Consider the following 24,756-nt stretch of genomic DNA (forward strand, 5'->3'; position numbering starts at 1 on the left):
TGAACTATGAACCCAACACAAACAGGCAAACTATACTTAGTCCCCACCCCGATAGGTAATCTGGAGGATATGACCTTTAGGGCTATCCGGGTACTGAAAGAGGTGGATTTGATACTGGCCGAGGATACCCGTACTTCCGCCCCGTTGTTGAAACACTTTGAGATCCATCAAAAAGTGTTCGCGCATCATCAGCATAATGAGCACCAATCAAGCAACGAGATTGTTAAGTTTTTGCTGGAGGGTAAAAACATCGCGCTTATTTCGGATGCGGGTACGCCTGCCATTTCTGATCCGGGCTTTTTCCTGGTACGCGAAGCTTTAAAGTTTAACATCGCGGTAGAATGCCTTCCGGGAGCTACAGCCTTTGTGCCGGCCCTGGTTAACTCTGGTTTCCCGACAGATAAATTCTGTTTTGAGGGATTTTTACCGCTGAAAAAGGGCCGCCAAACCCGGTACAAGTTTTTGGCCGAAGAAGAGCGCACCATCATACTATATGAATCGCCCCACCGTTTGTTAAAAACACTGGATGAGATGGCTACTTACTTTGGTGCCGACAGGCAAATCTCGGTATCGCGCGAGCTTACTAAAATGTTTGAAGAAACCGTACGGGGTACTGTTATCGAAGTAAAACAATACTTTGAAACCCACCCCATGAAAGGCGAATTTGTAATGTGCGTGGCCGGGGCGACTGTTAAGCCCGCAAAGGGAAAGTATGACAGGGACGAGGAGGAAGAATAGCCGGTAAACACAACCATGTCATTGCGAGCGAAGCGTGGCAATCGCACGGAGGCAGAGCCGCTCTGTATAGCATACGATTGCCACGCTTCGCTCGCAATGACATATTTTTAATATAACTAAATAAAAATCCATCATTGCGAGGAACGAAGCAATGACGCGTGTGAATATCACTCTACATGAAAAAAAACCTACCATTAGCCATACTATCGGGCTTATTATTATGGATAGCCTGGCCACCTACTCCCTATACTACGTTTTTACTTTTCATTGGCTTTGTGCCTATGCTGCTGGCTGTCGAAAACATCATTAATGATGATAAGCCTAAAAAAGGCAGGCGGGTATTTAACGTAACTTTCATCGGCTTTTTTATCTGGAACTCATTATCTGTTTACTGGGTTTATAACGCGCTTAAAATAGTTGGCGAACTTGTAGCTGTTCCCATAACGCTTATCCCCTATTCGCTTGGGCCCTTGCTGATGGCTGCCGCTTTCTGGTTGTATTACCGTTTTAGACTGGTCGTGCCCCGTTGGATAGCGCTCATTGGCCTGGTTTGCTTCTGGATCGGGTACGAATACCTGCATCAAAGCTGGGACCTTTATTTTCCGTGGATGACACTCGGCAATGGCTTTGCCGTAGTGCATCAGTGGATACAATGGTATGAATACACAGGTGTATACGGTGGTACTGTATGGATTTGGGCTGCCAATATCCTGGCCTTTTTAATTTACATTGGCTTCCGCGAAGCTCAGGTAAAAAAAAACCGAATGGCATTGTCCGGAGCTTTGCTGATCGTCATCATAGTGCCAATCGGCTGTTCATTATCAGTTTACAGCAATTATGTTGAGGAAGTGAACCCATCAAATATCGTTGTTGCCCAGCCCAATATCGATCCTTACGAAAAAGATGGCACCATTCCTCCTGCTTTGCAGGTTGATATCCTCATCCACCTTTCGAGGCAGGTAGCACAACCCAATACCGAGTTTTTTATCTGGCCGGAAACAGCTATCCCTGCGCCTGTATATATTAACGAAGAACTGATAGGCCAAAACACTTTTATTAAGCAAGCCCAATTCTTTTTACGCAAGTACCCCAATGGCAACCTGGTTACCGGCGCCGAAACATACCGCCTTTATAATAACAGGGCTACACCAACAGCTATTCCCTCACCATTTGGCGGCGACCAGTTTGCCGATTTTTACAGCACAGCCCTCAACTTAGAAAATGGCGACCGGATCCAAACCTATCATAAGTCGCGCTTTGTGCCCGGGGCCGAATCCATGCCTTTTGGCGAAGCGCTCTCGTTCCTGAAACCTGTATTTGAGCATTTAGGTGGTGCTACCGGTAACTATGCTCCCGACAAAGACGCTAAAGTTCTTTACTCACAAAGCGGTATCGGGGTTGATCCTGTTATCTGCTATGAATCGATATGGGGAGGCTATATTGCCCGCTCCGTTAAAAAAGGGGCGCAATTTATTGCCATTATCACCAATGATGGCTGGTGGGAAAACACTTCGGGTAAAGACCAGCATTTACAATACGCCAAACTTCGCGCTATTGAAACACGCCGTTGGGTTTGTCAATCGGCAAATACCGGTATCTCCGGCTTTATCAATCAACGAGGCGATGTTGTTAAACATACCGAATGGTGGACTAAAACGGCCATCAAACAGGATATCAACCTTAATAGCGAACTTACTTTTTATGTTAAACACGGCGATTACATTCCGCAGGCAGGCAGCATACTGGCAGGAATTGGCATGGTGTTTTTACTGGGAATGAGATTGAGGAAGAAACAAACGCTAACTGCCTAATCAAGTACCGACAGGGTTGTTTTGATAATATCATCAAAAAAAGCTTTGTCGGCCGTTGCTTTGGCTGATACCTGCATACCCCGCACAGCGTTAATGATAAACCGGGCCAAGGCCAGGGCATCTTGCCGGTTATGGATCTCGCCACTGTCCTGCCCTTTTTTTACGGCAAGGTAAACAGCCTTTTCAAATTGCTGCTCGTTGCGGCATATCATCTCCTTTACCTCGGCATCGTGCGCGGCAAGCTCAATTTCGGCATTTACCATAAAGCAGCCTTTGCGCTGTTCGTCATTTAACAAATCTCGCGTGGTGAGCTCCAAAAGTTTTTTTATCGCTTCTTTGGCCGATGTTTCATCTTTTATGATGCTGCACATCTGGTCGCCCCCCGACTTTTGGTAGCTATCCAAAGCTTTAATATATAAAGCATGCTTATCGCCAAAGGTATCGTACAAACTGGAACGACTTATGCCCAAACCTTCCACCAAGTCCTGCATGGACGTGCCATTGTAGCCCTTATGCCAAAAAATGCAAACGGCCTTGCTCAGTACCTCGGCTTCATCAAAATCTTTACTTCGTGCCATAACAGAAAAGCTTTACCCGTTTGTGGGCAAAGCTATTCATTTTTAATTAATTGTTTAATCTAATGCCGTGCCCGGTTTGTTTTTAACCGGAACATTCCGGATTAATTATCTTACACCGCCGCTGGCAATGATAATTTCGCCGGTTAACCAGCGTGAATCGTCAGAAGCCAGGAACACCGCTATTGGAGCGATATCATCTGGCTGACCGATACGGCCAAGCGGTGTAGTTTTTTCGATCTCTATCTGGAAATCGCTACCTATAAAGCCTGCAGTATGTGTACCTTCTGTTTCAACCATACCTGGATTGATGGCGTTTACGCGAATCTTTTTAGCACCAAGTTCTTTCGATAATACCTGTGTGATAGAATCAACAGCGCCTTTAGTACCGGTATAAATGGCGCTTTGTGGCGGAGTGATACGGGTAACAGTTGAGCTAACGTTGATTATGCTGCCGCCTTTATCGCCAAAGCTGTTAACTGCGGCTTGTGATGCAAGTAATAAACCAAGTACGTTGGTATTAAACTGGCGGTGAAACTCATCTTCAGTAACGGCTTCAATTGGTGTAAATTGATAAACACCAGCATTATTTACCAAAACATCAACACCACCAAAAGCTTCTGTGGTTTCGGCGAAAAGACGATCAACATCTGCTTTTACTGCTACGCTACCTTGTACCGCGATGGCTTTGCCGCCATTAGCTGTAATTTCAGCAACCACTTTATCAGCACCTGTTTTATCTGATGCGTAATTTACTACTACTGCTGCTCCTGCTGAAGCCAGGCTTTTAGCTATGCCTGCGCCAATACCTTTTGATGCTCCTGTTACTACTGCAACTTTGTTCTCTAATTTTTTCATTTTCTGGAAGATTAATTTTATTTTGGATCAATCGTTCCGTAAAGGTAAGCTCATTTTGGAATAAACGTTCCGTAATTATTTTTTATTAGGCTGGGATGACAAAAGGGAACTAAAGTCACAATTAAAATTTGACGGTTTTAAAGTTTCATTGCCGTTGGTTTTAACCAACGGATAATGGCCAGCGATAAGCGGGCTTCAGCCCAAATCAGCTTTCAGATTTGGCTAAAGCCTGGAATTATTAAGCTTTTTACCGTTGGTTAAAACCAACGGCAATGAATATCTCCTGTACTGAAACAGCTGATATACCCATTCAGGTAATAAATAGTTTTTGACTGAAAAGATGTTACTTCAAGATATAGTAGACAGGCAATGTGAGGACTAAGATAAATTTTACCGCTTACAAGCGTGCCATAAAACATATGTAAGCGTGGTGTGTAAGATTTCTCCTCACTCCTGTCCCCAATTCTTAACGCCGTTTGTCGACAAACGGTTTTATTGATTTGTAAAAAGATGCTTTATCTGTCCCTATTCCTCAGTAGCCATTTCATTGCGCTTGAGCACAAAAGCCATCAGGTCGTTGATTGGCTGCTTGATGATCTTGCCGGTTTTTACGCCATGCAGCGTGCAAAGCGCGGTTAATTCATCGGCAAAAGAGTAGGCTATGGAGCCTACAAAATGGCATTTATATTTATGATACTCGGGGTACGATTTGATATTACTCTCAATAAATTCAACCAGGCCGTCAACCAGCATGGAGTGGCCGTATTCGGTTTCCTTGATCTCGCTTACAAACTTGCTAAACGATGCCAGATAGGTATTGGCATTGGGCTTCTGATATACATTTTTGATCACAATCTCCTTATTCAGGTGATAAGCCTTATCAAATTTCTGGCTGATCTCATGCGGCATATTGCCGTATAAAAAATCGGTGATAAGCTTTTTGCCAAACCAAGTGCCCGAGCCTTCATCGCCCAACACAAAGCCAAGGCCGTGCTGCCCATCGTAAATATCTTCACCGTCAAAAAAGGAAATATTACTGCCGGTACCCAACACACAGCAGATCCCCTTTTCATGACCGCAGGTGGCATAGGCGCATCCCAGCAAATCGCTGTCAACACTAATGTATGCTTTGCCAAAATGCTGACTTAGGGCATTAGATACAACCTCATGCCTATCCGGGCTGCTGCATCCAGCTCCAAAAAAGTATACCTCAGAAATTTCGGCTGCAAACGCCACCATTTCAGGTGCCTGTTCAAGAATAATACGGGCAATCTCCTTTTCGGTTAAAAAATAAGGGTTTAACCCGGCTGTAAGGAACGAGCGGGTTTCCTGGTCTGAAACGGTAAGCAGCCAGTCGGTTTTTGATGACCCGCTATCTGCAACTAATATCATTGACAAATTTCTTCGAGCACTTTAACGGTAAGTGGTTTATGAATAAACTGAGTGATATGCTTATTATCACTTGACTGCTTCATATCTGTAGGATCAAGCGATGATGATAACATATATATTTTAATTCCTTTTTTAGCTATTTCTAACCCATCATATTCGTGCAGAAATTCAAAACCGCTCATCATTGGCATCCTGATATCTAAAAAAATAACGTCGGGATCTACCGATCCGTCCCTTAACGATTCAATGGCCTCCATCGGCGACTGACGCACAATGATGTTCTCGGCAAAATTACTGCTCTCTAAAACCCGCCGCGTTATGAAGTTATCAATGTAATTATCATCAATAAGCAGGCAGGTTTTAAAAGGGGTAGTCATATCTCAAAAGTAGGCTTTTAAACCTATTTTTAAAATATTTTTTATTGGATGTTAATACTATTAGTGATTTGTTTTAACATGATCTCGGCCTGTTTACTCTGGTACTGCGCGGCAAAAAATTTTGATTGTGCGTCGAGGTAATTACGTTGTGCTTCCCTTACCTCAAGTGGCGTAATGTTGCCCAATTTATATTTATCGAGTGTAATATCCAGGTTCTTTTTGTTAAGGTTCACGTTAGCTTCTTCCAGTTTTACCAGGTCGAGCCCTGAAAGGTACGCCACAAACAAACTGTTAATCTGACTTTCGATATTCAGCTTGGTTTGTTTAGCAGCAATACCGGCATTATCAATCTGGATCTTAGCATTTTTTTCGCGCCTGTTTTGATTGAAGCCGTCAAAAATATTAATGGATGCTGTAAGCCCGTAGTTAAGACCATGGGCATTTTGCGATATGGTAAACCCAGCCGGTGTTTTGCTGTTGGTAAACACATAGCCCGATGTTAATCCTACCTGCGGGTAACGTGTCGAGCGTACCTGTTTCAGATTGATCTCGGCCAGGCGCTGGTTAATTTGTGCCGATAAGATCCCCGGATTTTGCAGCTGCGCGTTGTTAAGTACATCGGCCAAAATAAGTTTATCATCAACCACAATGGTGTCTGCCACCGAAAAATCCGTTTGCAGATCGCGGATCAGCAACTGGTTAAGCTGTATTTTGGTTGACTTAAATAACTGGTACTGGATAATCAGGTTGCCGGTATCCGTATTCAGATTCACCTGGGCGTTTAACACATCAAGCCTCGAGGCGCGGCCCACATTAAATTTATCTGTAGCAATGCGTAATTGTGTCCGGGATATGTCTATCGCCCCTTTCAATGCCTTAACCTGTTCGTTTTGACTGATGAGATCATAATATGTATTGATCACGCTGGCAACGGTACGTTGTACAGTATCCTGTAACCTCAAAACGCCAAGCTTATCCAGCTGTTTAAGCTGATCGTAGTTGGCGAACATGCCAAAGCCGTCAAAAATTGTCCAGTTAAGGTTTACGCCATAGCTATTGTTAGAGTTATGGGCATTAATGTTATTGTATTTGCCGGTGTTAAGCGTTTGCTTGGTTGACTGGCGGCTGTTGTTGTCGGTAAAATTACCATTAAGTTGAGGCAGCATTCCCGCGTTACCCGCCGTAACGTTGTTTGACGCTATGGTTGAATTGTTTTGCGACAGCTTAATATTATAGTTATTCTTCAGGGCTATTTCCACCGCGTCCTTAAGCGTTAGCAGTGGTTGCTCCGGCTGCTGGGCCTTCACGATGGCCGATGCCATCGCGAAAGTAAATACCAGGCAAGCTATTTTCTTGATCATCATATTATATTACAGGTTTTCGATCAGTTTAGGTTCGTGGTGATGCGGGTGACGTGCAGCCTCAGCTATTTCGGCTTCGGCAGCCATGTCTTCAGGATCATGGTCATGATCTTTACGGGTTTCAGCAGCAAGCAACATGTACATCATCGGGATAATATATAGTGTTAATACCAACGAGAATAACATCCCGCCCATAATAACAATCCCCAATGATACACGGCTTTTTGCGCCGGCACCCAAGGCAAACGCGATAGGCACAGCACCAAGTACTACCGCCAAACTGGTCATTAATATTGGGCGAAGACGGGCAGTAGCTGCTTCAATAACAGCCTCATATTTAGGCACACCCTGTTCCATCCGCTGGTTGGCAAACTCTACGATGAGGATACCATTTTTAGTTACTAAGCCCACGAGGGTAATGATCCCAATCTCGCTGAAGATATTGAGCGTTTGGTTAAACAACCACAATGAAAGGAATGCACCCGAAATTGCCAGCGGCACCGTAAGCATCACAATAAACGGATCCATAAAACTTTCAAACTGGGCAGCAAGTACCAGGTAGATGAGCAACAACGCGAATCCAAAGGCAAAAAGGATGTTTGATGAACCTTCGGCATAGTCACGTGAAGGGCCGCTGAGCGCGGTACTGAAGGTATCATCAAGCAAACTTTTGGCTATCCTATCCATCTCCTTAATACCATCACCAACAGTATAACCCGGCGCAAGACCGGCAGATAATGTGGCCGATTTATAACGGTTAAAGTGGTAAATGGCCGGCGGTGTAGCACCTTCCGTCGTTTTTACTACGTTATCCAGCTGTACCAAATTACCTTTTGAACTGCGCACATAAACCGATTTCAAGTCAAGTGGCTGGTCGCGGTTTGCACGGTCAACCTGAGCTATTACCTGGTATTGCTTACCGTTAATCAGGAAGTAATCCAAACGGCCGGCACTATAGTACAACTGTAGCGTTTGAGCAATATCATCAACCGAAACACCTAAATCACGCGCCCGCTCACGATCTGTGATTACGCGCAACTCTGGCTTGGTAAATTTCAGGTTAACATCCGTTCCCTGGAAAACCGGGCTTTTTGAAACCTCCGCAAAAAACGTTGGCAATACCTTGCGGATCTTTTCAAAATCCTGGTTCTGGATTACGTACTGCACCGGTAACGAAGTTTTTGAACCCGAACCGCCGCCGCTTATCGTTTGCTCTTGTATAACAATGGCACGGGCATCTGGCATTTTGCGTAGTTTACCGTTCAGCCAGTCGGCAAGCTCCTGTTGAGTACGAACGCGTTCATCCGGCTTAACAAGCCCCACCCTGCCAAAACCTGTATTAGCAGCTCCACCGCCGCCAAATGATGGCGAAACAATTTCAAGGTTTACGTCAGCCTCCGGGATAGAATCGGCCACCAGATTAGACACCTTGTCCATGTACTTCGTCATATACTCGTACGTAGCACCTTCCGATCCGGTAACGCTGTAACGAAGCAAGCTGCGGTCGTCAAGCGGAGCCAATTCTGAAGGGATCACTTTTACCAGGATACCAATAATAACAATGGAGGCCGCAAGAATGGCAAACGAAACCCACTTACGCTTCATGAACTTAATGAGCGACTCCGAATACGAATTGGTCATGTTCACGAAGAAAGGTTCTGTTCTTTCGTAAAACTTTGATTTCTTTTGGTTTTTACGGATCAGTTTCACGTTAAGCATCGGCGTTAATGATAGCGATACAAACGCCGAGATTAATACCGAACCGGCAACAACCACCGCGAACTCACGGAACAAGCGGCCTGTAAAACCCTGTAAAAATACGATTGGTAAAAACACCGCTGCCAGCGTAACCGATGTGGATACAACTGCGAAAAAAATCTCGGCCGAGCCCTCAAAAGCAGCCTTGCGGATGGCCATGCCGGCCTCTACTTTTTTATAGATATTCTCCGTTACTACGATACCATCATCTACCACCAGGCCCGTTGCCAGTACTATCCCCAGCAGGGTTAGGATATTGATGGAAAAACCGAAGATATACATGATAAAGAAAGCCCCGATCAACGATACCGGGATATCTATCAGCGGACGGAAAGCGATAAGCCAATCACGGAAGAAGAGGTAAATGATAATTACCACCAGCACAAAGGCTACAATAAGCGTTTCCTGTACTTCGGATATCGACTGGTTGATGAACTTAGTGTTATCCAAAGCTACTTTTACGTGGATATCATTTGGAAGGTCTTTTTTGATCTGCTCAAGACGAACATAAAAATCCTTAGCTATCTGCACATAGTTGGCACCAGGCTGTGGCACCAAAGCCAAACCAACCATCGGCACACCCGATTCTTTGAATATGGTTTCTTCATTTGCCGAACCCAGCACCGCGTAACCCACATCTTTCAGGCGAATAACCTTGTTACTGTCAGTACGGAGAATAAGGTTGTTAAAATCCTGTTCGGTGGCCAGTTTACCCAGCGCCCTGATGGTAACCTCGGTGTTATTGCCTTCAATTTTACCGGCAGGCAACTCTACGTTCTCTTTAGCCAAAGCCGCGCCAATATCTGTTGCGGTAAGCCCCTGAGCCGAAAGTTTGGCCGGATCAATCCACAGGCGCATAGCATACTGGCGTTGCCCCTGCACGTTGATTGTACTTACGCCCGGAATAGTTTGTAAACCCTCCAATAAAACGTTCTCGGCGTAATCATCAAGCTGGTTAATATTACGCGAGTCGCTGCTTACTGTTAGGGTAATGATCTGGTCGGCGCTGGCATCGGCTTTTGTAACTACCGGCGGCGCGTTGATATCCTGTGGCAACTGGCGTTGTGCCTGGCTCACTTTGTCGCGCACGTCGTTAGCAGCTGTTTCCAGGTCGGCATCAAGGTCAAACTCAACTGTAATGTTGCTTTGCCCAACCGAACTGGTTGACGAAATATTACGGATGCCCGGCACACCGTTGATAGATTTTTCAAGCGGCTCGGTTATCTGTGATTCAATTACATCGGCATTTGCACCAGAGTAACTGGTAGATACCGAGATAATGGGCGGATCCACAGAAGGAAAATCCCGCACCCCTAAAAATTTGTAGCCGATAATACCGAACACAACAATAACTACAGACATTACTGTTGCCAATACCGGCCTTTTAATACTTACTGAGGATAAGCTCATATCGGGTTTATTTAATAACTTTTGAAATATGCAATGGCACTTTTGGCCTCATTTGTATCAAACCTGAAACTACCACACTATCGCCAGGTTGCAAGCCCTCAATTATCTGGATCCTGGTATCGGTACGCAAATCCGTTTTAACCGGCTTTGATTCCGCTATGCCATTTTTGTAAATCCAAACAATATTGCTTTTCAAATCAGGAATAACAGCCTGTGTTGGCAGCAGGATAGTTTTAGGGATTTGATCAAGCGTTAAGCTGATCTTGGCAAAACTACCGGCAGTAAGTACGCCTTTAGGATTTGGTGCCTTAGCGCGAACTGTAATAGTACGTGAAGTGGCGTCAATAGCCGGATCGATAGCGTAAACAGTACCAACAAAGTTTTCCATCGAGCTTTCGGTACGGAACCTGATCTTACTTCCCGGACCAAGGATAGACAAATACCTCTCAGGCACCGAAAAAGTAACCTTAGCCGGATCGATATTAACCAGCGTAGCAATAGTTGATGATGGCGACAGGTAGCTGCCCGGGCTCACGTTTCTTAAACCAATAGTTCCTGAAAATGGCGCGCGGATCTCGGTACGGGCCAATTGTGCCTTGATTACATCGGCAGCAGCCTTTAACGAGTTAAGGGAAGTTAATGAAGTATCATATTCTTCCTGGCTTATGGCCTCTTTTTGCAATAACTGACGGTTGCGGCTTTCCTGTTGCTTAGCCAGCGCAACCTGGTATTGGTTCTGTTGCAATGAAGCCTCCAGGTCCTGGTTATATACCTTAACTAACAACTGCCCTTTGGTAACTTTAGTTCCTTCATTAAAATAAATCCCCGTGATGTTGCCGGCTGTCTGGCTCACAAGGTTTACTTTTTCGTTAGCATCAATAGTACCGGTAATATCTATGACGTTGCTAACGGCGGTGTCCTTAACTATCATCACATTAACATTCACCGGGCCACCGCCTTTTTTCTTATCACCCTTACCCGAAGCCATAGCCGCGGCCGATTTCTTTGCCCCCTCGCTAAAAAATTTGTTGTAAATTAAATAGGCAACCAGCAGGGCCAGCGCCGTGTAAATAATATATTTCGTTTTCATACTTTGTTTAATCCGTGTGTGGTTTAGCTTGTAGGGTTGTTTCGGGTGATATTAATGGTTTTAAATTTTTGTGCATCCGGGTAAGTACACTTTCAAATACCTGCATATCGGCTTCAGATATGCCCTCGGTAATATCTGTGTTGATGTTTTCAAATGTTTCGAGTATCTGGGGTACAGCCAGTTTAGCCTTTTCGGTAACCCGTAGTAGTTGCTGCCGTCTGTCGTTCGGGTTATTTTCGCGGTAAACAAATCCTCTTGACGATAATAGGTTAATGATGTTCACCATGGCCGATTTATCCTTGCCCAACATGTGAGCCAGCGCGTTTTGTGTAAGCTGTCCGTCATGAACATAAATAAGCGAAAGGATATAATGGTACCTCGTAACTTCCAGATGTGCGGTTTGCTTTACCAGTACATCCAGGTACAATTTACCCAAGCGGAGCAGCTTGCGCGAAATAGGTTCAATCAGTTCCATTTTACTTAAAATCGTTGTAAAACTAATAGCATAATATTAACAATAGTTGCATGTATCAACCATTTTACAACGACGTTTTGAGCACAGGAATGCCAGATATTTAACTGATTATATAATTTTTATAAATTGCGTGCATGAAACTGACCAACCTACGCACGTTATTTTTTCTAACGCTTTTTATTATGAGTACTACCATCAGCGAGGCAGCCGCCAACGCTCAGATTACCTACAATGTTTCGTTTCCAGAAGCCCAGGCCCATTATGCCGATATTGAAATGCACATTACCGGGCTTCAGCAAAACACACTTGAACTGAAAATGCCGGTATGGACGCCCGGCTCGTACCTTGTCCGCGAGTTCGCGAAAAACATCGAATCATTAAGTGCCGAAACCAGCGGCAAGCTTGTTGCAGCACCCAAAATCAATAAGAACACCTGGCAAATTGTTACAAAAGGAATTTCATCGGTAACGGTAAAATACCGCGTTTATGCTTTTGAACTTTCGGTACGCACCAGCTTTATTGATGCGTCACACGCATTCCTTTCAACTACTGGTATCTTTATTTACCCGGCAAACATGCTGCATTCGCCGGCTACCATCCATATTAAGCCTTATAAAAACTGGGATAAGGTTTCGACCAGCTTAGATATGGTAAACAATGATCCCTTTACCCGTTTATCACCCAACTTCGATATCCTGTTTGATTCGCCTATTGAAGTGGGTAACCAGGATGTTTTTGGCTTTGACGCGTCGGGCGTTCATTATGAAATTTGCATGTATGGCGGTGGCAACTACGACAGGGAAAAACTAAAAGTCGATATCCACAAAATTGTTGACCAGGAAACCGCTGTATTTGGCGAAAACCCGAACAAACACTATGTATTTATAGTACATAACCGCCAGCGCAACGGTGGTGGTTTGGAGCACCTGAGCTCGACCGTTTTAGGCGCTTCGCGCGATAATTATGCCAACGATAAAGGCTATCAAAGCTTTTTAGGCCTGGTTGCCCATGAGCATTTTCATTTATGGAATGTAAAACGCTTACGCCCTATCGTATTAGGCCCGTTTGATTATGATAACGAAAACTATACTACCAACCTGTGGATAGCCGAAGGCTTTACCGAATACTACCAAGGCATCATCGTTCGCCGTACGCAATTATTCCCTGTCGAAAATTATTTTGACACCCTGGAAGGCGAGTTCAACATCCTCGAAAACCTGCCGGGTAAGGACGTACAAACCGTTGCCGAATCAAGCTTCGATGCCTGGATCAAAGCTTATCGCCCTAACGAAAACTCAAACAACAGCACCATATCATACTACAACAAAGGGGCCATCATTGGTATGATGCTCGATCTGGAGATCATTAACGACAGCAAAGGCAAATACTCGTTAGATGATGCGATGAAATACATGTACACCCAGTTTTACAAAACAAAAAAACGTGGTTATACCGATGCTGAGTTTAAAGCCGCTTTTGAAAAATTTGCCGGTAAAAAACTGGACGATTTTTATGCTAAATACATCAATGGCCTAACCCCTGTAGACTATAACAAATACTTAGGCTATGCCGGTTATAAAGTAGTTGATGAACTGGCTGGTAAAAACGATGCCGCCCTGGGTGTTACTACAGCGGCAAACGCGGCCAAAAAAATTATTGTTACCGGAGTACAACGTGGCACCGCAGCCTATATAGACGGCATTAACGTTAACGACGAAATCACGGCTATTGACGGCACACCTGTTACCGATGCAGCAAACATGATCAAAGATAAAAACCCCGGAGATAAGATCCAGGTTACAGTAACCCGCGATGGCCAAGCTATTATCCTACCGGTTACCCTGCTCAAAAGCAACCGCGTTAAATACAACATTGCTACAATTGACAGCCCAACCGAGCAGCAACTGGTTGTAAGGAAAAAGTGGTTGAGTATATAAGAGATTCTCTATTGAACGAAGAAAGGGTCGGCTAAAAAGCTGGCCCTTTTTTAGTTTGAACACTTGTTGCTCCTGAGGTAAGAGAAAATTAGGATCTGTGTATGTGAAATAAAGTTAGGTGTAGTGGGACTGTCATCCTGAGCCTGTCGAAGGACGCGCGCAGAGGCCTACCCGCCATACTTCGACCAGCTCAGCATGACACCCTTTAACGTAGCTATAATGAAGGGGTATATAAAATTGCTTATAGTGCAAGTCTTGAGCCCGGGAATGTGCAATGGGAGGCTTGTGCTCTTGGCCAGGCACAAGTGAGCAATACCCACCGGCAACCACACAACACTTGCGCCAAAGGTATCTTCGTAATAAGATCTAATTATTACCCAACCCCTCCTCAATCTTTGCTTGCAGCTCTGCTTTAAAATTTTCATCTAATTTCAATTCACTCCTTAACGAGTCATGAAAAAGTTGTTGTACCATGGTATTAATAATATGGCTTTGCTTGTTGTATAACACACACATGCCACAACCGGCAAGGTGAATGCGCAGCTCTATTTCCTCGCGAAAACTAAGCCGTTTAAGCTGCTTTTTTTCGATAAGGAAAGTAGCTTGTTTGCAGTTGTATATGATTTTTTTAAGATAACTCATTTTAATTCCAGTTTTTTTGGAGGCAAGCCCTCAGGTTAACTTTTGCCCGATGAATAATTACCCAGAAATTGGCCTGGGTAACATGCAGTTCGGTGCAGATATGCTCGGTTGCGGCATCATCAACATGCTTCATGGTAAAAACCGCGTTCCACAGTGCCGGGAGTTTTTGCAGGCATAATTGTAAAATCTTGTTCAGCTCCTTTTGCAATAATGGGTCCTGTTCATCCATCCCGGCAATGGGTTGCGGGGCATATTCAGATTTCCAATGACCATTCCCTTCGTCAAAAAACTCATCCTGCTCCTGTGTGGCTTTATTTGCGGCAGCTACAGCAAGGCCGGAGGATTTTTTTCGGTATACATCAATAATTTTATTTTTAAGGATTGCAGTAAGCCACGTTCGTTCGGTGCTTCTGCCCTCAAACCTGTCAACCCTTTCAAGCGCTGCCAAAAAAGTTTCCTGCACCAGGTCTTTAGCCAGATCCTCATCATTAATACGCACAATGGCGTACATATACAGGTAATCGGCATAGGTGGCAACCCATTTGTGCGGGGCCAATACATTATTTTCGGATATCATTGAATGCTTAGCTAATACAATACCGGATTAGTCGGGCGGGGGCACTAATCCTTACAAAAATAAACTCATTTAGTTTATTTTAAACTAAGCCATCCCATTTACTGCCATCCCGCATGAATAATGAGCTTATTATGCCGATATTTATGTCAGCCAAAAAAGAAAAAATTTATTGTAAGGTTATTCCCGCAAACCCGACAAAGCAGTAAAAACGTATGTCATTTAATCTAAACAATATGGGAAAGATCAAAATAATTGCGCTCCTACCGCTTTTGATTGGTGCAATTGCTGTTTTAGCCGCTTTTACTAACTGCAGAAATACAGCCAAAGGAAATGGTAAAACGCCGGAAGCTGAAGATAAAGGCTTTGCTTTGGTAGAACTGTTCACCTCCGAAGGATGCTCGAGCTGCCCATCGGCTGATAACCTGGTAGCCAAAGTTCAGAAAGAAATCGGTGACAAGCCTATCTATATTTTAGCCTATCACGTTGATTACTGGAACCGCCTTGGCTGGAAAGATATTTTCAGCAGTGCTGATTATTCAAAACGCCAAAATGAATATGCCAATTGGTTAAACCTGTCGCAGGTATACACCCCGCAGATTGTAGTTAATGGCAAAACAGAATTTGTAGGTTCGCAGGAAGGGGCTTTACGCAACGCCATCAAAGCCGGGCTACAAGGCAATAGTAGTGCAAGATTGAATCTTAAAGCTACACGCAATGCCAACAATACAGCTTCGGTACAGTATAAAATTGAAGGAGAAACTGAAAACTCGCATAATGTAATATCCCTTGCATTGGTTCAAAAACAAGCTGTTGTAAAAGTTGAGCGTGGCGAAAACGGCGGCCGTACGCTGGCACACACCCAAATTGTGCGCAACCTGCAAACTCTCCCTTTAAACAGCACCGGAGGCAGCGCAACCATAGCCTTACCCGCCGGTTTTGATGCCCAGGGCTGGGAGATAATAGGCTTTGTACAAAATACCGGTAACGGAAATATCTTAAGCGCGGCAAAGGCTTCATTTAAGGTATCCGCAGATAGCGGCAGCCAAAGGGACGCTAAAAACATACAATAGTTAAACACTGTTTGTGCAAAAACTAAAACGGCCATTTAAATGAAAGTGATCAAAGAAAAACACCCACTGCTAATGCGCTGGACGCATTGGGTAAACTTCCCCATCCTAACTATTATGATCTGGAGCGGGCTGCTTATTTACTGGGCTAACGACACTTATACGTTCACGCTCTTTGGAGTTACTTTCATCCGATTTTTTCCACAGGGGTTTTATGACGCCCTGCACATCCCAAAACGATTGGCCGAGGGGATGGCTTTTCACTTTTTGTTTATGTGGTTTTTCGCGCTGAACGGGTTTCTGTACGTAGCATACACCATTATATCCGGTCAGTGGCGGGAACTGGTGCCCAATAAACATTCATTTAAAGAAGCCTGGCAAGTTGTTTTGCATGACCTGCATATCCGCAAGATGGCGCCGCCCCAGAACAAATACAACGCCGCCCAGCGTATTGCCTATACAGCCATCATTGTAATGGGCTTTGGCTCGCTGATTACCGGGCTGGCTATTTATAAACCGGTACAATTTAACTACCTGGCCTGGCTCTGCGGCGGCTACCACCTGGCGCGCATATGGCATTTTGTACTCACCATTGGTTATGTGCTGTTTTTCCTGGTACACGTTGTACAGGTAATCCTTGCCGGCTGGAACAATTTCAGATCTGTTATTTCGGGCTTTGAGGTGATTGACGAAAAACCACAACCCGCTATCCAAATTCAAAACGATGAAACTAACGAAAAAGCTGAGTAAGGTTTTCAGCAAAAATAAATCCCCCAAAAAGGAGCTGACTGTTGAGCAGAAGATAAGTCGCCGCAATTTTATCGCCTTTGGCAGTTTCCTGGCTTTGGGTAGCGCGGCATACGGCGGCTGGCGTTGGCTGTACACTTCGCCCGAAGAAAAAGGCGGGGTAACCGCGGGTGCCCACGGCCCATTGCGTGCAGTACTTAATACCAACGAAAAAGTAGTACGCCAGTTATACAGCAATAACAACCTTGTAAAAACATATCCAAAAGAAATGGCCGCCAAAGTGGTGCGCCATAACAGCGATATAGGCTCGGAAGGATTAATTGATGTAGATGCCTGGAAATTATCAGTCAAAAAAAATAGCGGCGAGGTGCTGAATATTGGTATCGACGAAATAAGGAAACTACCCAAAACCGAGATCATTTATGATTTTAAATGTGTTGAGGGCTGGGACCAGATCTCGCACTGGGGCGGCGTAAAATTCAGCGATTTTATAACCCATTTTAAACTTGATGCCGAAACCCAATTTGAATACGTAGGCATGGAGACGCCAGACAAGGAATATTATGTGGGGGTTGATATGCCGAGCGCTATGCACCCGCAAACCTTACTGGCCTATGAGGTAAATGAAAAACCGCTGCCGCCTAAACATGGCGCGCCGTTACGGCTCATTATTCCGGTTAAATATGGCATCAAAAACCTGAAGCGGATTGGGAGTATCAACTTTAGCAATACCCGCCCCCCTGATTACTGGGCCGAACAGGGATATGATTATTACGCAGGGTTGTAAAGATCCCGTTAAACCTTTGAGATATCTGATGTAATATTTGCATATTGCATTAGATGCCAGCGGATAAACCACCACTTTCCAAACAGCTTGCCTATGCCTGCGGAATGATAGGCTGGAGCATCATGACCAATATTATTATTGTGATGCTGCCCTACTTTTATCTGCCGCCAAGTAATGCCCGGCTTACCCCCTTAGTTCCCCAGCTGCTGCTTTTCGGGGTGTTTAATATCATGTCGGCCATAACTGCTTCGGGGCGTTTGGTTGACGCCTTTTTTGATCCTTTTATTGCTTCGCTAAGTGACAAAAGCGAAAACCGCAAAGGCCGGCGGATCCCCTATATGAAGTGGGCCATTATTCCGGCTGTTGTTTTTTGCTCCCTTACTTTTTGCCCGCTGGTAAAAGGCGAAAGCATCCATAACGCTTACTGGCTCGTTTTTACCCTTATCTGCTTTTTCATGGGTGCTACGGCCTACATTATACCCTATAATGCACTGCTCCCCGAGCTTACACGCACAGGTGCCGAACGGGTTGAATTATCATCCTTGCAACAGGTTGGTTTTGTGATTGGCATTATCCTGTCGGCCATGGTGAACAACTTTGCCGATTGGCTGCAAAGCTTCACCCACATTACCAATCGCGATACCGCCGTACAATACACCATTTGGGGTCTTGCGATTTTTGCCGGGCTGGTAATGCTTGTGCCTGTGTTTGCCATTGATGAAAAACGATATTCAAACAGTCAGCCATCGCACCTGCCCTTGTTGCCTGCAATTCAAAAAACTTTCGGCAACCGCAATTTTAAATATTATCTCATCTCCGACTTCTCGTTCTATATGGCGCTCAGCATCATATCAAGCGGACTGTTATTCTTTTTAAAATCGTTGCTGGGGCTACCCGAGTCGTTGGGTGGCGAATTGATGGGCTCCATGGTTTTGGTATCGCTGGTGTTTTACCCGCTGGTAAACTATCTCAGCAAAAAAATAGGCAAAAAACCAATTGTGATATTTTCGTTTGGTTTATTGAGCCTCGTTTTTATAGCCATATTTTTCCTCGGAAAATTTCCTATTGCACCTAAGCTGCAGATCTATGCGTTAGTACTCAGCGCTTCTTTTCCACTGGCTTCCTTAGGCATACTTCCCAACGCCATTCTTGCCGAAATAGCCCAAACAGACGCCAAACAAACCGGCGAAAACCGGGAGGGCATGTTCTTCGCGGTAAAATACCTATTTGTAAAACTCGGCCAAACTTTGGGCATAGCGCTGTTTGCTTTCCTGACGGTATACGGTAAAGATCCGGGTAATGATTACGGCCTGCGTTTAAATGGTATTTGTGGCTGCGTGTTATGCTTACTGGCAATTGTGTTCTTCAGCAGGTTCCGGGAATGCGACAATGCCAGAGATTAACCGAGCTTGTAAAATAAACCCTACATAGTCATCCAGACGGCGATTTCCCTAATCAACTATCTGCCAGTTTCTTTTGTCACGGAGCTTGGTTGCCTTCCGCTTTGTGCTTCGGCCGCACAGGCAAAAAGAAAGGAAGCCAGTAAAACTGCTATAAGATATTTGATTACGGTGGGGCTCATTTTTCCTGCTTGCCTTAAATGATGATATCAATGTTAATATTGATGAAATAAAAAAGCCTGCAATTTGTTTTAATTGCAGGCCCCTATATCTGTGTGTAAAAGCAATATTACACCAAATTCTTTTTAATGTAGCTGATGCTTTGGCTAATGCTGTCAAAAGGATCGCCTGGGCAAACATCCTGCTCTACAAAGAAATACTGAAGACCTGATTTTTTGGCCTGGGTAAAGATCTTTTTAAAGTCGATAGTACCATTACCTACCTCAGTAAATTTCTTTTCAGGGGTTTTATCCATATCCTTAACATGCCATAATGGGAAACGGCCCGGATGCTTATTGATTAAGGCGATAGGATCCTGGTTGGCTTTGGTTACCCAGTAAAGGTCCATCTCCATTTTTACAAGATTTTTATCGGTGCTATCCAGCAAAATCTCGTAAGGATATTTGCCGTTTTCCTGGATAAATTCAAAATCGTGGTTATGATAGCAAAGCTGGATGCCCGCACCTTTACAGGTTTCGCCGGCTATATCAAGCATGTTGGCAACGTTTTTATAATGATCAAGATTGCCACGCTCAGATTGCGACAGGTAAGCGCAAACCATATATTTTACACCTGCTTCTGCAGCATCGTCAACGGCCTTTTTCCAGTCGTTCATGATGGTGCCTTTCTGGTGTTCGCCATTAACCAGCTCTTCGCCTAAGCGATAGTGCGCGCTTGGCATAATCAGGCCGTTTTGTTTTAAAACATTGGCAAAATCAGTTGGACGCATGCCATAAAATAATTCGGTACCGGTATAGGTTGCACCTTCAACAGATGTGAAGCCCGTTTTGGCAACTTTTGCTAACGCGGCAACCGGATCGGCAGCCATAGCATCGCGTACAGTATATAATTGTAAGCCGATGTATTTTTTATCATAAGCAAACAAATTAGGAGCTGCCAGCAAGCCTGCTGAAAGTAGCGCCGAGGTTTTAAGGAAAGAGCGTCTGGTAGTCATTGGTTATGTTTTTTGATTGGTTGTGTAAATATAACACATTAAAAATGCCAATTCAAAGACACAAACAACATTGATTGGTTTAATGCCATATCCAATAAAAATAATACAAATAGGATTGAGCTAAACAAAAAAGGCCGCTAAAGCGACCCATAATTCAGTGTTTTTAAAAATTATCTTCCTTTTTTAATGTTCGGAAATTTCATTTTATAATCCACATCAACCATGCCTTTTGAAATATCGTTAAGCTTTTTCTCGATAAGGCGCTTGCGCAAAGGGCTTAGCTTATCGGTAAACAACTTACCTTCAATATGGTCGTACTCATGCTGAATAACGCGTGCTGCCATGCCTTTAAATGTCTCTTCGTGGTGTTTCCAGTCGGCATCATAGTATGACATGCGTACAACCGGTTTGCGATATACATCCTCGCGGATATCCGGAATGCTCAGGCAACCCTCGTTAAAGCCCCACTCCTCACCTGTTTCTTCCAAAATAGTAGCATTAATGAATGCCTTCTTGAAATCCTTCAATTCCGGTTCATCATCGTCAAATGGGGTAGCATCAACCACAAACAAACGCATAGACATGCCTACCTGGGGAGCAGCCAAACCAACGCCACGGGCAGCATACATGGTTTCAAACATATTCTCAACCAATTCTTTTATATGCGGATACTCGTCGGGCTCAATGGCTGTCGCTTTCTTTCTTAAAACAGGATCACCGTAGGCAATGATAGGATACTTCATCGTGCAAAAATAAAGGATTATTGCTTAGGCTCAAATAGCAAAGTTATCAAGCGGTTATTATCAAAAATTTCATTGCTGATCTCCAATAGTTGTTCGGCACTCACCTGGTTAATTTTAGCAAAGATCTCTTCCAGCGTATCAATGCGGTTAAAATCAACCATGCTTTTGGCCATGGCTATAATAAGGCTCATGCGGTTTTCTTCTGCCAGGGCTATCTGCCCTATAAATTTTTGCCGGGCCTGGTGCAACTGTAATGTTCCCAGCTTTTGCTCCCTCAGCTTTTTCAACTCCTTATGAACCAGTTTTGAGGCCTTGGCCGCCTTTTCGGCATCGGTACCAAAATATATCGAGAAGATCCCGGTATCGGTTAGCGGAGTATAGTTTGATTCGACAGTATAGGCAATTCCGTGCTTTTCCCTGATCTCCAGGTTTAGGCGACTGCTCATGCCAACGCCACCAAGCAGGTTGTTAAGCAACAATAAACCCCATTTATGCTCATGCGCCGTTGAATAAGCCTGCGTGCCTATAATGCAATGCGTTTGCGAAATAGGTTTGTTAACGAGGTGGATGCCGGCCGGGCTCAATACAGGCTGTATCCTGTTTTTCTGAAGCTGATTGAAAGGTACGTGCCCGAAATATTTTTCGGACATGGCCACCAGTTTTTTGAAATCATAATTGCCATGCACGGCAAAGATCATTTCGGTGGTGTTGTAATTGGCCGCTATAAACTTGCGGATATCATCGCCGTTAAGCCGGCCAACGGTTTCGGGGGTACCCAAAATATTTTGCCCCATCGGATGGCCCTTAAACAAAAGCTCCTCAAAATCATCCTGGATAGCTTCTTCCGGCTGGTCGAGATAAGACGCTATTTCATCTAAAATAACACCCCGCTCCTTTTCCTGCTCATCATCCGGAAAGGTAGAATGGAATAAAATATCCTCAAAAAGATCCATCGTGCGATCGAGGTGCTGGTTAAGCAACGACGCATGGATGCAAGTATATTCCTTAGTGGTATAGGCGTTCAGGTCGGCACCAACAAGCTCAAGCCTGTTTAGGATCTGGTTAGTGTTGCGCCTTTCGGTTTCTTTAAACAGCAGGTGTTCAATAAAGTGCGCAAGCCCCTCCTGTCCCGGAAGCTCATCTCTTGAACCTGCATTTACAATAAAACAGCAATGTGTAATTGCCGATGGCCAGTGTTTGTAAAGTATACGAATGCCATTGGGCAAAGTATAAAGTTGATAGTCAATCATTCGGCTGCAAAGATACGCTTATAAGTCATAATTATTTTTCACGCTATTGTAAGTGATTTATGGTATTTTAGGCGCTTAAATCCAACTACATCTACCGTTAAATAGCAATGTTTAACACATTGAAAAACAAAAAGACTGACCCCAATGAAAAAACAAATTGCCGACCTTGAATTTGAACCAATGATTACCGCCCAACAGATCGAAGAACGGGTAAAAGCTATTGGTGCACAAATAAGTGAAGATTTTAAAGACACTGTTCCTGTTTTAGTAGGCGTACTTAACGGCAGCTTCCTTTTTATCGCCGATCTAATTAAAAAAGTGTCTATTCCCTGCGAGATCAATTTTACCAAGCTGGCTTCCTATTATGGAGGTACCACCAGTACTTTAAAAATAAGAGAGGATATTGATTTAACCGTTGATATAAAAGGCCGCGATGTGCTTATTATTGAAGACATTGTTGATACCGGCAATACCGCTCATTATTTGATTGAAAAATTGAAAGAAAGGGAACCCGCTTCATTAAAGATGTGTTCGCTGTTACTAAAACCAGCTGCCCTCCAAAAAAAGATAGAAGAACTTAAGTATGTGGGCTTTGAAATTGAAAACGAATTTGTAGTAGGTTACGGGCTCGACTATAAAGAAATGGGCAGGAACCTTGCCGATATTTACAAAAAAGTAGGCTAAAGCAATCCGGCGTTTTGATTGGTTTATAGGAAGTTGCGCGCAATTTTTTTAACACCCGATTAAAACAAAGACCAACCTATGCCGTTTTAGGGTTTATGAAATATACATCTTTACTTTTATCAGGCTGCATGGCAGCATCGTTCTTGTTCTCTTCATGTGATAAAGAAACGTCAACAACCTCAAACGTTGCTATTACTGTAACCGATGGCTTAACCGGAGCGGCATCGGCTGGTGCTACCGTAAAACTGTACGACGACGTAAATAAACCCAACACCGGCGAAGCCCCTGCCTATACACTTACTGCAGATGCTTCAGGAAAAATATCTGCACCGGTTGCCTATATTGGCGGCTATTACATTGTTGCTGAAAACGGCACCCGCAAAAGCTATTACGGCGGCCTTATTCCGATAGGTATTTTCAAAACACAATCGGATATCGACGCAAGTCCAAAGCAAACTCCGGCAGCAACAATAGGCTCGGTAAAGTTTAAGGACACCAACGGCGATGGCGTTATCAACGATGCTGACAAAACACATGCGCCGCTCTTGTTCCTGGAAGCAGGACAAACGCTAACTTACAGTACCGCGGTTTATTAATTTTTAAACATATTATCAAAGAGGGATGCAGGTATAAACTGCATCCCTTTTATTATTTATACGGTATGGTTTTGATTTATAGTTTTCTACATTTGGTACATGTTGAAGAACCTATTATTTCTTGTCATACTTTTTTTTGCAATAAAACCGGCAAAGGGCCAAATCAAAGACACCACGATATATTACTTCAGATATACAAGCATAAGCCAAAAAACAGCCAAAACCGTTATTACGGCCGATAGTGCTGATTTCATCAGGGTTATTTTACCCGCTGATTCAGGAGATCAAAAACTAAATATCAGAGAATATTATCCCAATGGCCAAGTAAAACTCGCCAGTAAAGCATATACCAACAATCCGAATAACCTGGAGGCCTTTAAAATTTCATTGGCAGGCGATTGTTTAAGTTTTTATCCTGATGGAAAGCGGAACCGTGTAACTCATTACGATAATGGATACAAGAATGGGGATGAATTTCAATATTACCCTAATGGCAAACTGTATTCCCGTATTACAAACAGACTGAACAAAAATGGAAGATCAGACAGAAGTCTTTTTGCCGATTGTTACGCTCCCGATGGCAAACAAATTTGTACCGATGGCAAGGGCTATTGGGTTATTTATAACGAGAATGACTTCAAAACTGTAACTTTTGAAGGTCAGGTTTTAAATGGTTTACCAGAAGGTAGCTGGCGCGGTACTATTTACACGGGCGACACCATAAAATATGTTTATAACTATCACAACGGAGAGTTTATCAGCGGAATTGGATTTGACGAAAAAGGCGGCGCACACCCGTTTAAAGATGAAGTTTCAGATGCTTATTTCAAGGGGGGAACGCAAGCTTTTATAAATTTAATAAATCGAAAGGTTCATCACCTCAATGATTCAACGCGTCAAAAGCTATCGCTAAAGAATGTATTTGCCCAGTTTACGGTCGAAAAGAATGGCAAAGTATCGAGTGTAAAAATATATGCAAATGATCTTACCGCATTTGCAAAACAAGAAATTGCAGCAATATTATCGGATACAGAGTGGGAACCTGCAAAATACGTTGGTGTACCGGTAGCTGATAGCGTTTTTACTGCCTTAGAACAAGGTTACTCATCATATAATGATACAACGAACCATATATTTATCCGTACAGATAACTAATTATGAAGATAATCGCAATTAGTTGATGTGTTTTTACATCAACTAATCGTGTTTTAATATCTTTAGATGAATAGCCGGTATCCTTCCACGAATTGCCGTGTAACACGACAATTTGTTTTATGAAAGCAGTGATACCGCGGGGACACACCAAT

The 24,756-nt window shown here is 43.8% G+C and carries 23 protein-coding genes; 10 read left to right on the top strand and 13 right to left on the bottom strand.

Annotated elements, in window-relative coordinates; all coding sequences use genetic code 11:
* Window positions 1–6 precede the first annotated feature (6 nt).
* Both rsmI and lnt read left to right on the top strand, forming a co-directional pair.
* Window positions 7–738, top strand: a complete 732-nt coding sequence (gene rsmI / locus DUL71_RS18615; protein WP_114939516.1) for a 16S rRNA (cytidine(1402)-2'-O)-methyltransferase — start codon at window positions 7–9, stop codon at window positions 736–738.
* 176 nt (window positions 739–914) lie between these two features.
* On the top strand, window positions 915–2,549 hold the full coding sequence (gene lnt, locus DUL71_RS18620) for an apolipoprotein N-acyltransferase (RefSeq protein WP_114939517.1): 1,635 nt from the start codon (window positions 915–917) through the stop codon (window positions 2,547–2,549).
* Here lnt and DUL71_RS18625 read toward each other — a convergent pair.
* From DUL71_RS18625 to DUL71_RS18660, 8 genes are all read right to left on the bottom strand, one after another.
* A complete protein-coding gene (locus tag DUL71_RS18625) occupies window positions 2,546–3,127 on the bottom strand; it encodes a TetR/AcrR family transcriptional regulator (protein WP_114939518.1) in 582 nt (193 codons plus the stop codon). The two genes, lnt and DUL71_RS18625, sit on opposite strands and share 4 nt — an antisense overlap.
* A 105-nt stretch (window positions 3,128–3,232) precedes the next feature.
* Window positions 3,233–3,982 carry a glucose 1-dehydrogenase gene (locus tag DUL71_RS18630; protein ID WP_114939519.1) on the bottom strand — a complete coding sequence of 250 codons (750 nt, stop codon included), beginning with the start codon at window positions 3,980–3,982 and terminating at the stop codon, window positions 3,233–3,235.
* Window positions 3,983–4,507: 525 nt separating this feature from the next.
* Window positions 4,508–5,374: an N-acetylglucosamine kinase gene (locus tag DUL71_RS18635; protein WP_112568346.1), complete on the bottom strand. Its 867-nt coding sequence runs from the start codon at window positions 5,372–5,374 to the stop codon at window positions 4,508–4,510.
* Complete coding sequence (locus DUL71_RS18640; protein WP_112568344.1) at window positions 5,371–5,751, bottom strand: response regulator; 381 nt, start codon at window positions 5,749–5,751, stop codon at window positions 5,371–5,373. Before DUL71_RS18640 ends, DUL71_RS18635 begins: the two co-directional genes overlap by 4 nt.
* A 41-nt stretch (window positions 5,752–5,792) precedes the next feature.
* Window positions 5,793–7,115: a TolC family protein gene (locus tag DUL71_RS18645; RefSeq protein WP_244228792.1), complete on the bottom strand. Its 1,323-nt coding sequence runs from the start codon at window positions 7,113–7,115 to the stop codon at window positions 5,793–5,795.
* Window positions 7,116–7,121: 6 nt separating this feature from the next.
* Complete coding sequence (locus tag DUL71_RS18650) at window positions 7,122–10,280, bottom strand: efflux RND transporter permease subunit (RefSeq protein WP_114939521.1); 3,159 nt, start codon at window positions 10,278–10,280, stop codon at window positions 7,122–7,124.
* Between the two features lie 7 nt (window positions 10,281–10,287).
* The gene (locus DUL71_RS18655) at window positions 10,288–11,370 is read right to left on the bottom strand and encodes an efflux RND transporter periplasmic adaptor subunit (RefSeq protein ID WP_114939522.1); all 1,083 of its coding nucleotides are present in this window, start codon (window positions 11,368–11,370) and stop codon (window positions 10,288–10,290) included.
* A gap of 7 nt (window positions 11,371–11,377) precedes the next feature.
* Window positions 11,378–11,845 carry a MarR family winged helix-turn-helix transcriptional regulator gene (locus tag DUL71_RS18660; protein ID WP_114939523.1) on the bottom strand — a complete coding sequence of 156 codons (468 nt, stop codon included), beginning with the start codon at window positions 11,843–11,845 and terminating at the stop codon, window positions 11,378–11,380.
* 182 nt (window positions 11,846–12,027) lie between these two features.
* Here DUL71_RS18660 and DUL71_RS18665 point away from each other — a divergent pair, with 182 nt between their 5' ends.
* Window positions 12,028–13,782, top strand: a complete 1,755-nt coding sequence (locus tag DUL71_RS18665) for a M61 family metallopeptidase (protein ID WP_114939767.1) — start codon at window positions 12,028–12,030, stop codon at window positions 13,780–13,782.
* A 366-nt stretch (window positions 13,783–14,148) separates the two neighbouring features.
* Here the strand turns inward: DUL71_RS18665 and DUL71_RS18670 are convergent, their stop codons facing one another.
* Window positions 14,149–14,424 carry a hypothetical protein gene (locus DUL71_RS18670; RefSeq protein ID WP_114939524.1) on the bottom strand — a complete coding sequence of 92 codons (276 nt, stop codon included), beginning with the start codon at window positions 14,422–14,424 and terminating at the stop codon, window positions 14,149–14,151.
* Between the two features lies 1 nt (window position 14,425).
* Window positions 14,426–15,001: a sigma-70 family RNA polymerase sigma factor gene (locus DUL71_RS18675; protein ID WP_114939525.1), complete on the bottom strand. Its 576-nt coding sequence runs from the start codon at window positions 14,999–15,001 to the stop codon at window positions 14,426–14,428.
* 212 nt (window positions 15,002–15,213) lie between these two features.
* Between DUL71_RS18675 and DUL71_RS18680 the strand changes: the two genes are divergently transcribed.
* From DUL71_RS18680 to DUL71_RS18695, 4 genes are read left to right on the top strand one after another with little or no spacing between them, the layout of a single operon-like run.
* Window positions 15,214–16,071, top strand: coding sequence for a DUF1223 domain-containing protein (locus DUL71_RS18680; RefSeq protein WP_244228793.1), 858 nt, complete (start codon window positions 15,214–15,216; stop codon window positions 16,069–16,071).
* Between the two features lie 39 nt (window positions 16,072–16,110).
* Entirely contained in the window at window positions 16,111–16,818 is a 708-nt protein-coding gene (locus DUL71_RS18685; protein ID WP_167443307.1) for a cytochrome b/b6 domain-containing protein, read from the top strand.
* Window positions 16,793–17,602 (top strand): molybdopterin-dependent oxidoreductase, encoded by an 810-nt coding sequence (locus DUL71_RS18690; protein WP_167443308.1) that lies wholly within the window; start codon window positions 16,793–16,795, stop codon window positions 17,600–17,602. Before DUL71_RS18685 ends, DUL71_RS18690 begins: the two co-directional genes overlap by 26 nt.
* Window positions 17,603–17,655: 53 nt before the next feature.
* Entirely contained in the window at window positions 17,656–19,005 is a 1,350-nt protein-coding gene (locus DUL71_RS18695) for an MFS transporter (protein ID WP_114939527.1), read from the top strand.
* A gap of 286 nt (window positions 19,006–19,291) precedes the next feature.
* On the opposite strand, the gene DUL71_RS18700 is transcribed toward DUL71_RS18695, so the two are convergent.
* The 3 genes from DUL71_RS18700 to DUL71_RS18710 all read right to left on the bottom strand — a co-directional run bounded on the left by DUL71_RS18700 (window position 19,292) and on the right by DUL71_RS18710 (window position 22,166).
* On the bottom strand, window positions 19,292–20,176 hold the full coding sequence (locus DUL71_RS18700; protein WP_114939528.1) for a sugar phosphate isomerase/epimerase family protein: 885 nt from the start codon (window positions 20,174–20,176) through the stop codon (window positions 19,292–19,294).
* 170 nt (window positions 20,177–20,346) lie between these two features.
* A complete protein-coding gene (def, locus tag DUL71_RS18705; RefSeq protein WP_091176101.1) occupies window positions 20,347–20,919 on the bottom strand; it encodes a peptide deformylase in 573 nt (190 codons plus the stop codon).
* 17 nt (window positions 20,920–20,936) lie between these two features.
* A complete protein-coding gene (locus tag DUL71_RS18710; RefSeq protein ID WP_208645609.1) occupies window positions 20,937–22,166 on the bottom strand; it encodes a M16 family metallopeptidase in 1,230 nt (409 codons plus the stop codon).
* A 147-nt stretch (window positions 22,167–22,313) separates the two neighbouring features.
* Here DUL71_RS18710 and hpt point away from each other — a divergent pair, with 147 nt between their 5' ends.
* The 3 genes from hpt (at window position 22,314) to DUL71_RS18725 (ending at window position 24,604) form a co-directional block, all read left to right on the top strand.
* Window positions 22,314–22,853, top strand: coding sequence for a hypoxanthine phosphoribosyltransferase (hpt, locus tag DUL71_RS18715; protein ID WP_114939530.1), 540 nt, complete (start codon window positions 22,314–22,316; stop codon window positions 22,851–22,853).
* 128 nt (window positions 22,854–22,981) lie between these two features.
* On the top strand, window positions 22,982–23,449 hold the full coding sequence (locus tag DUL71_RS18720; protein WP_154402430.1) for a hypothetical protein: 468 nt from the start codon (window positions 22,982–22,984) through the stop codon (window positions 23,447–23,449).
* A 99-nt stretch (window positions 23,450–23,548) separates the two neighbouring features.
* Window positions 23,549–24,604 carry a toxin-antitoxin system YwqK family antitoxin gene (locus DUL71_RS18725; RefSeq protein ID WP_114939532.1) on the top strand — a complete coding sequence of 352 codons (1,056 nt, stop codon included), beginning with the start codon at window positions 23,549–23,551 and terminating at the stop codon, window positions 24,602–24,604.
* Window positions 24,605–24,756 lie beyond the last annotated feature (152 nt).

This window comes from Mucilaginibacter endophyticus, from assembly GCF_003351025.1.
Lineage (GTDB): Bacteria > Bacteroidota > Bacteroidia > Sphingobacteriales > Sphingobacteriaceae > Mucilaginibacter > Mucilaginibacter endophyticus.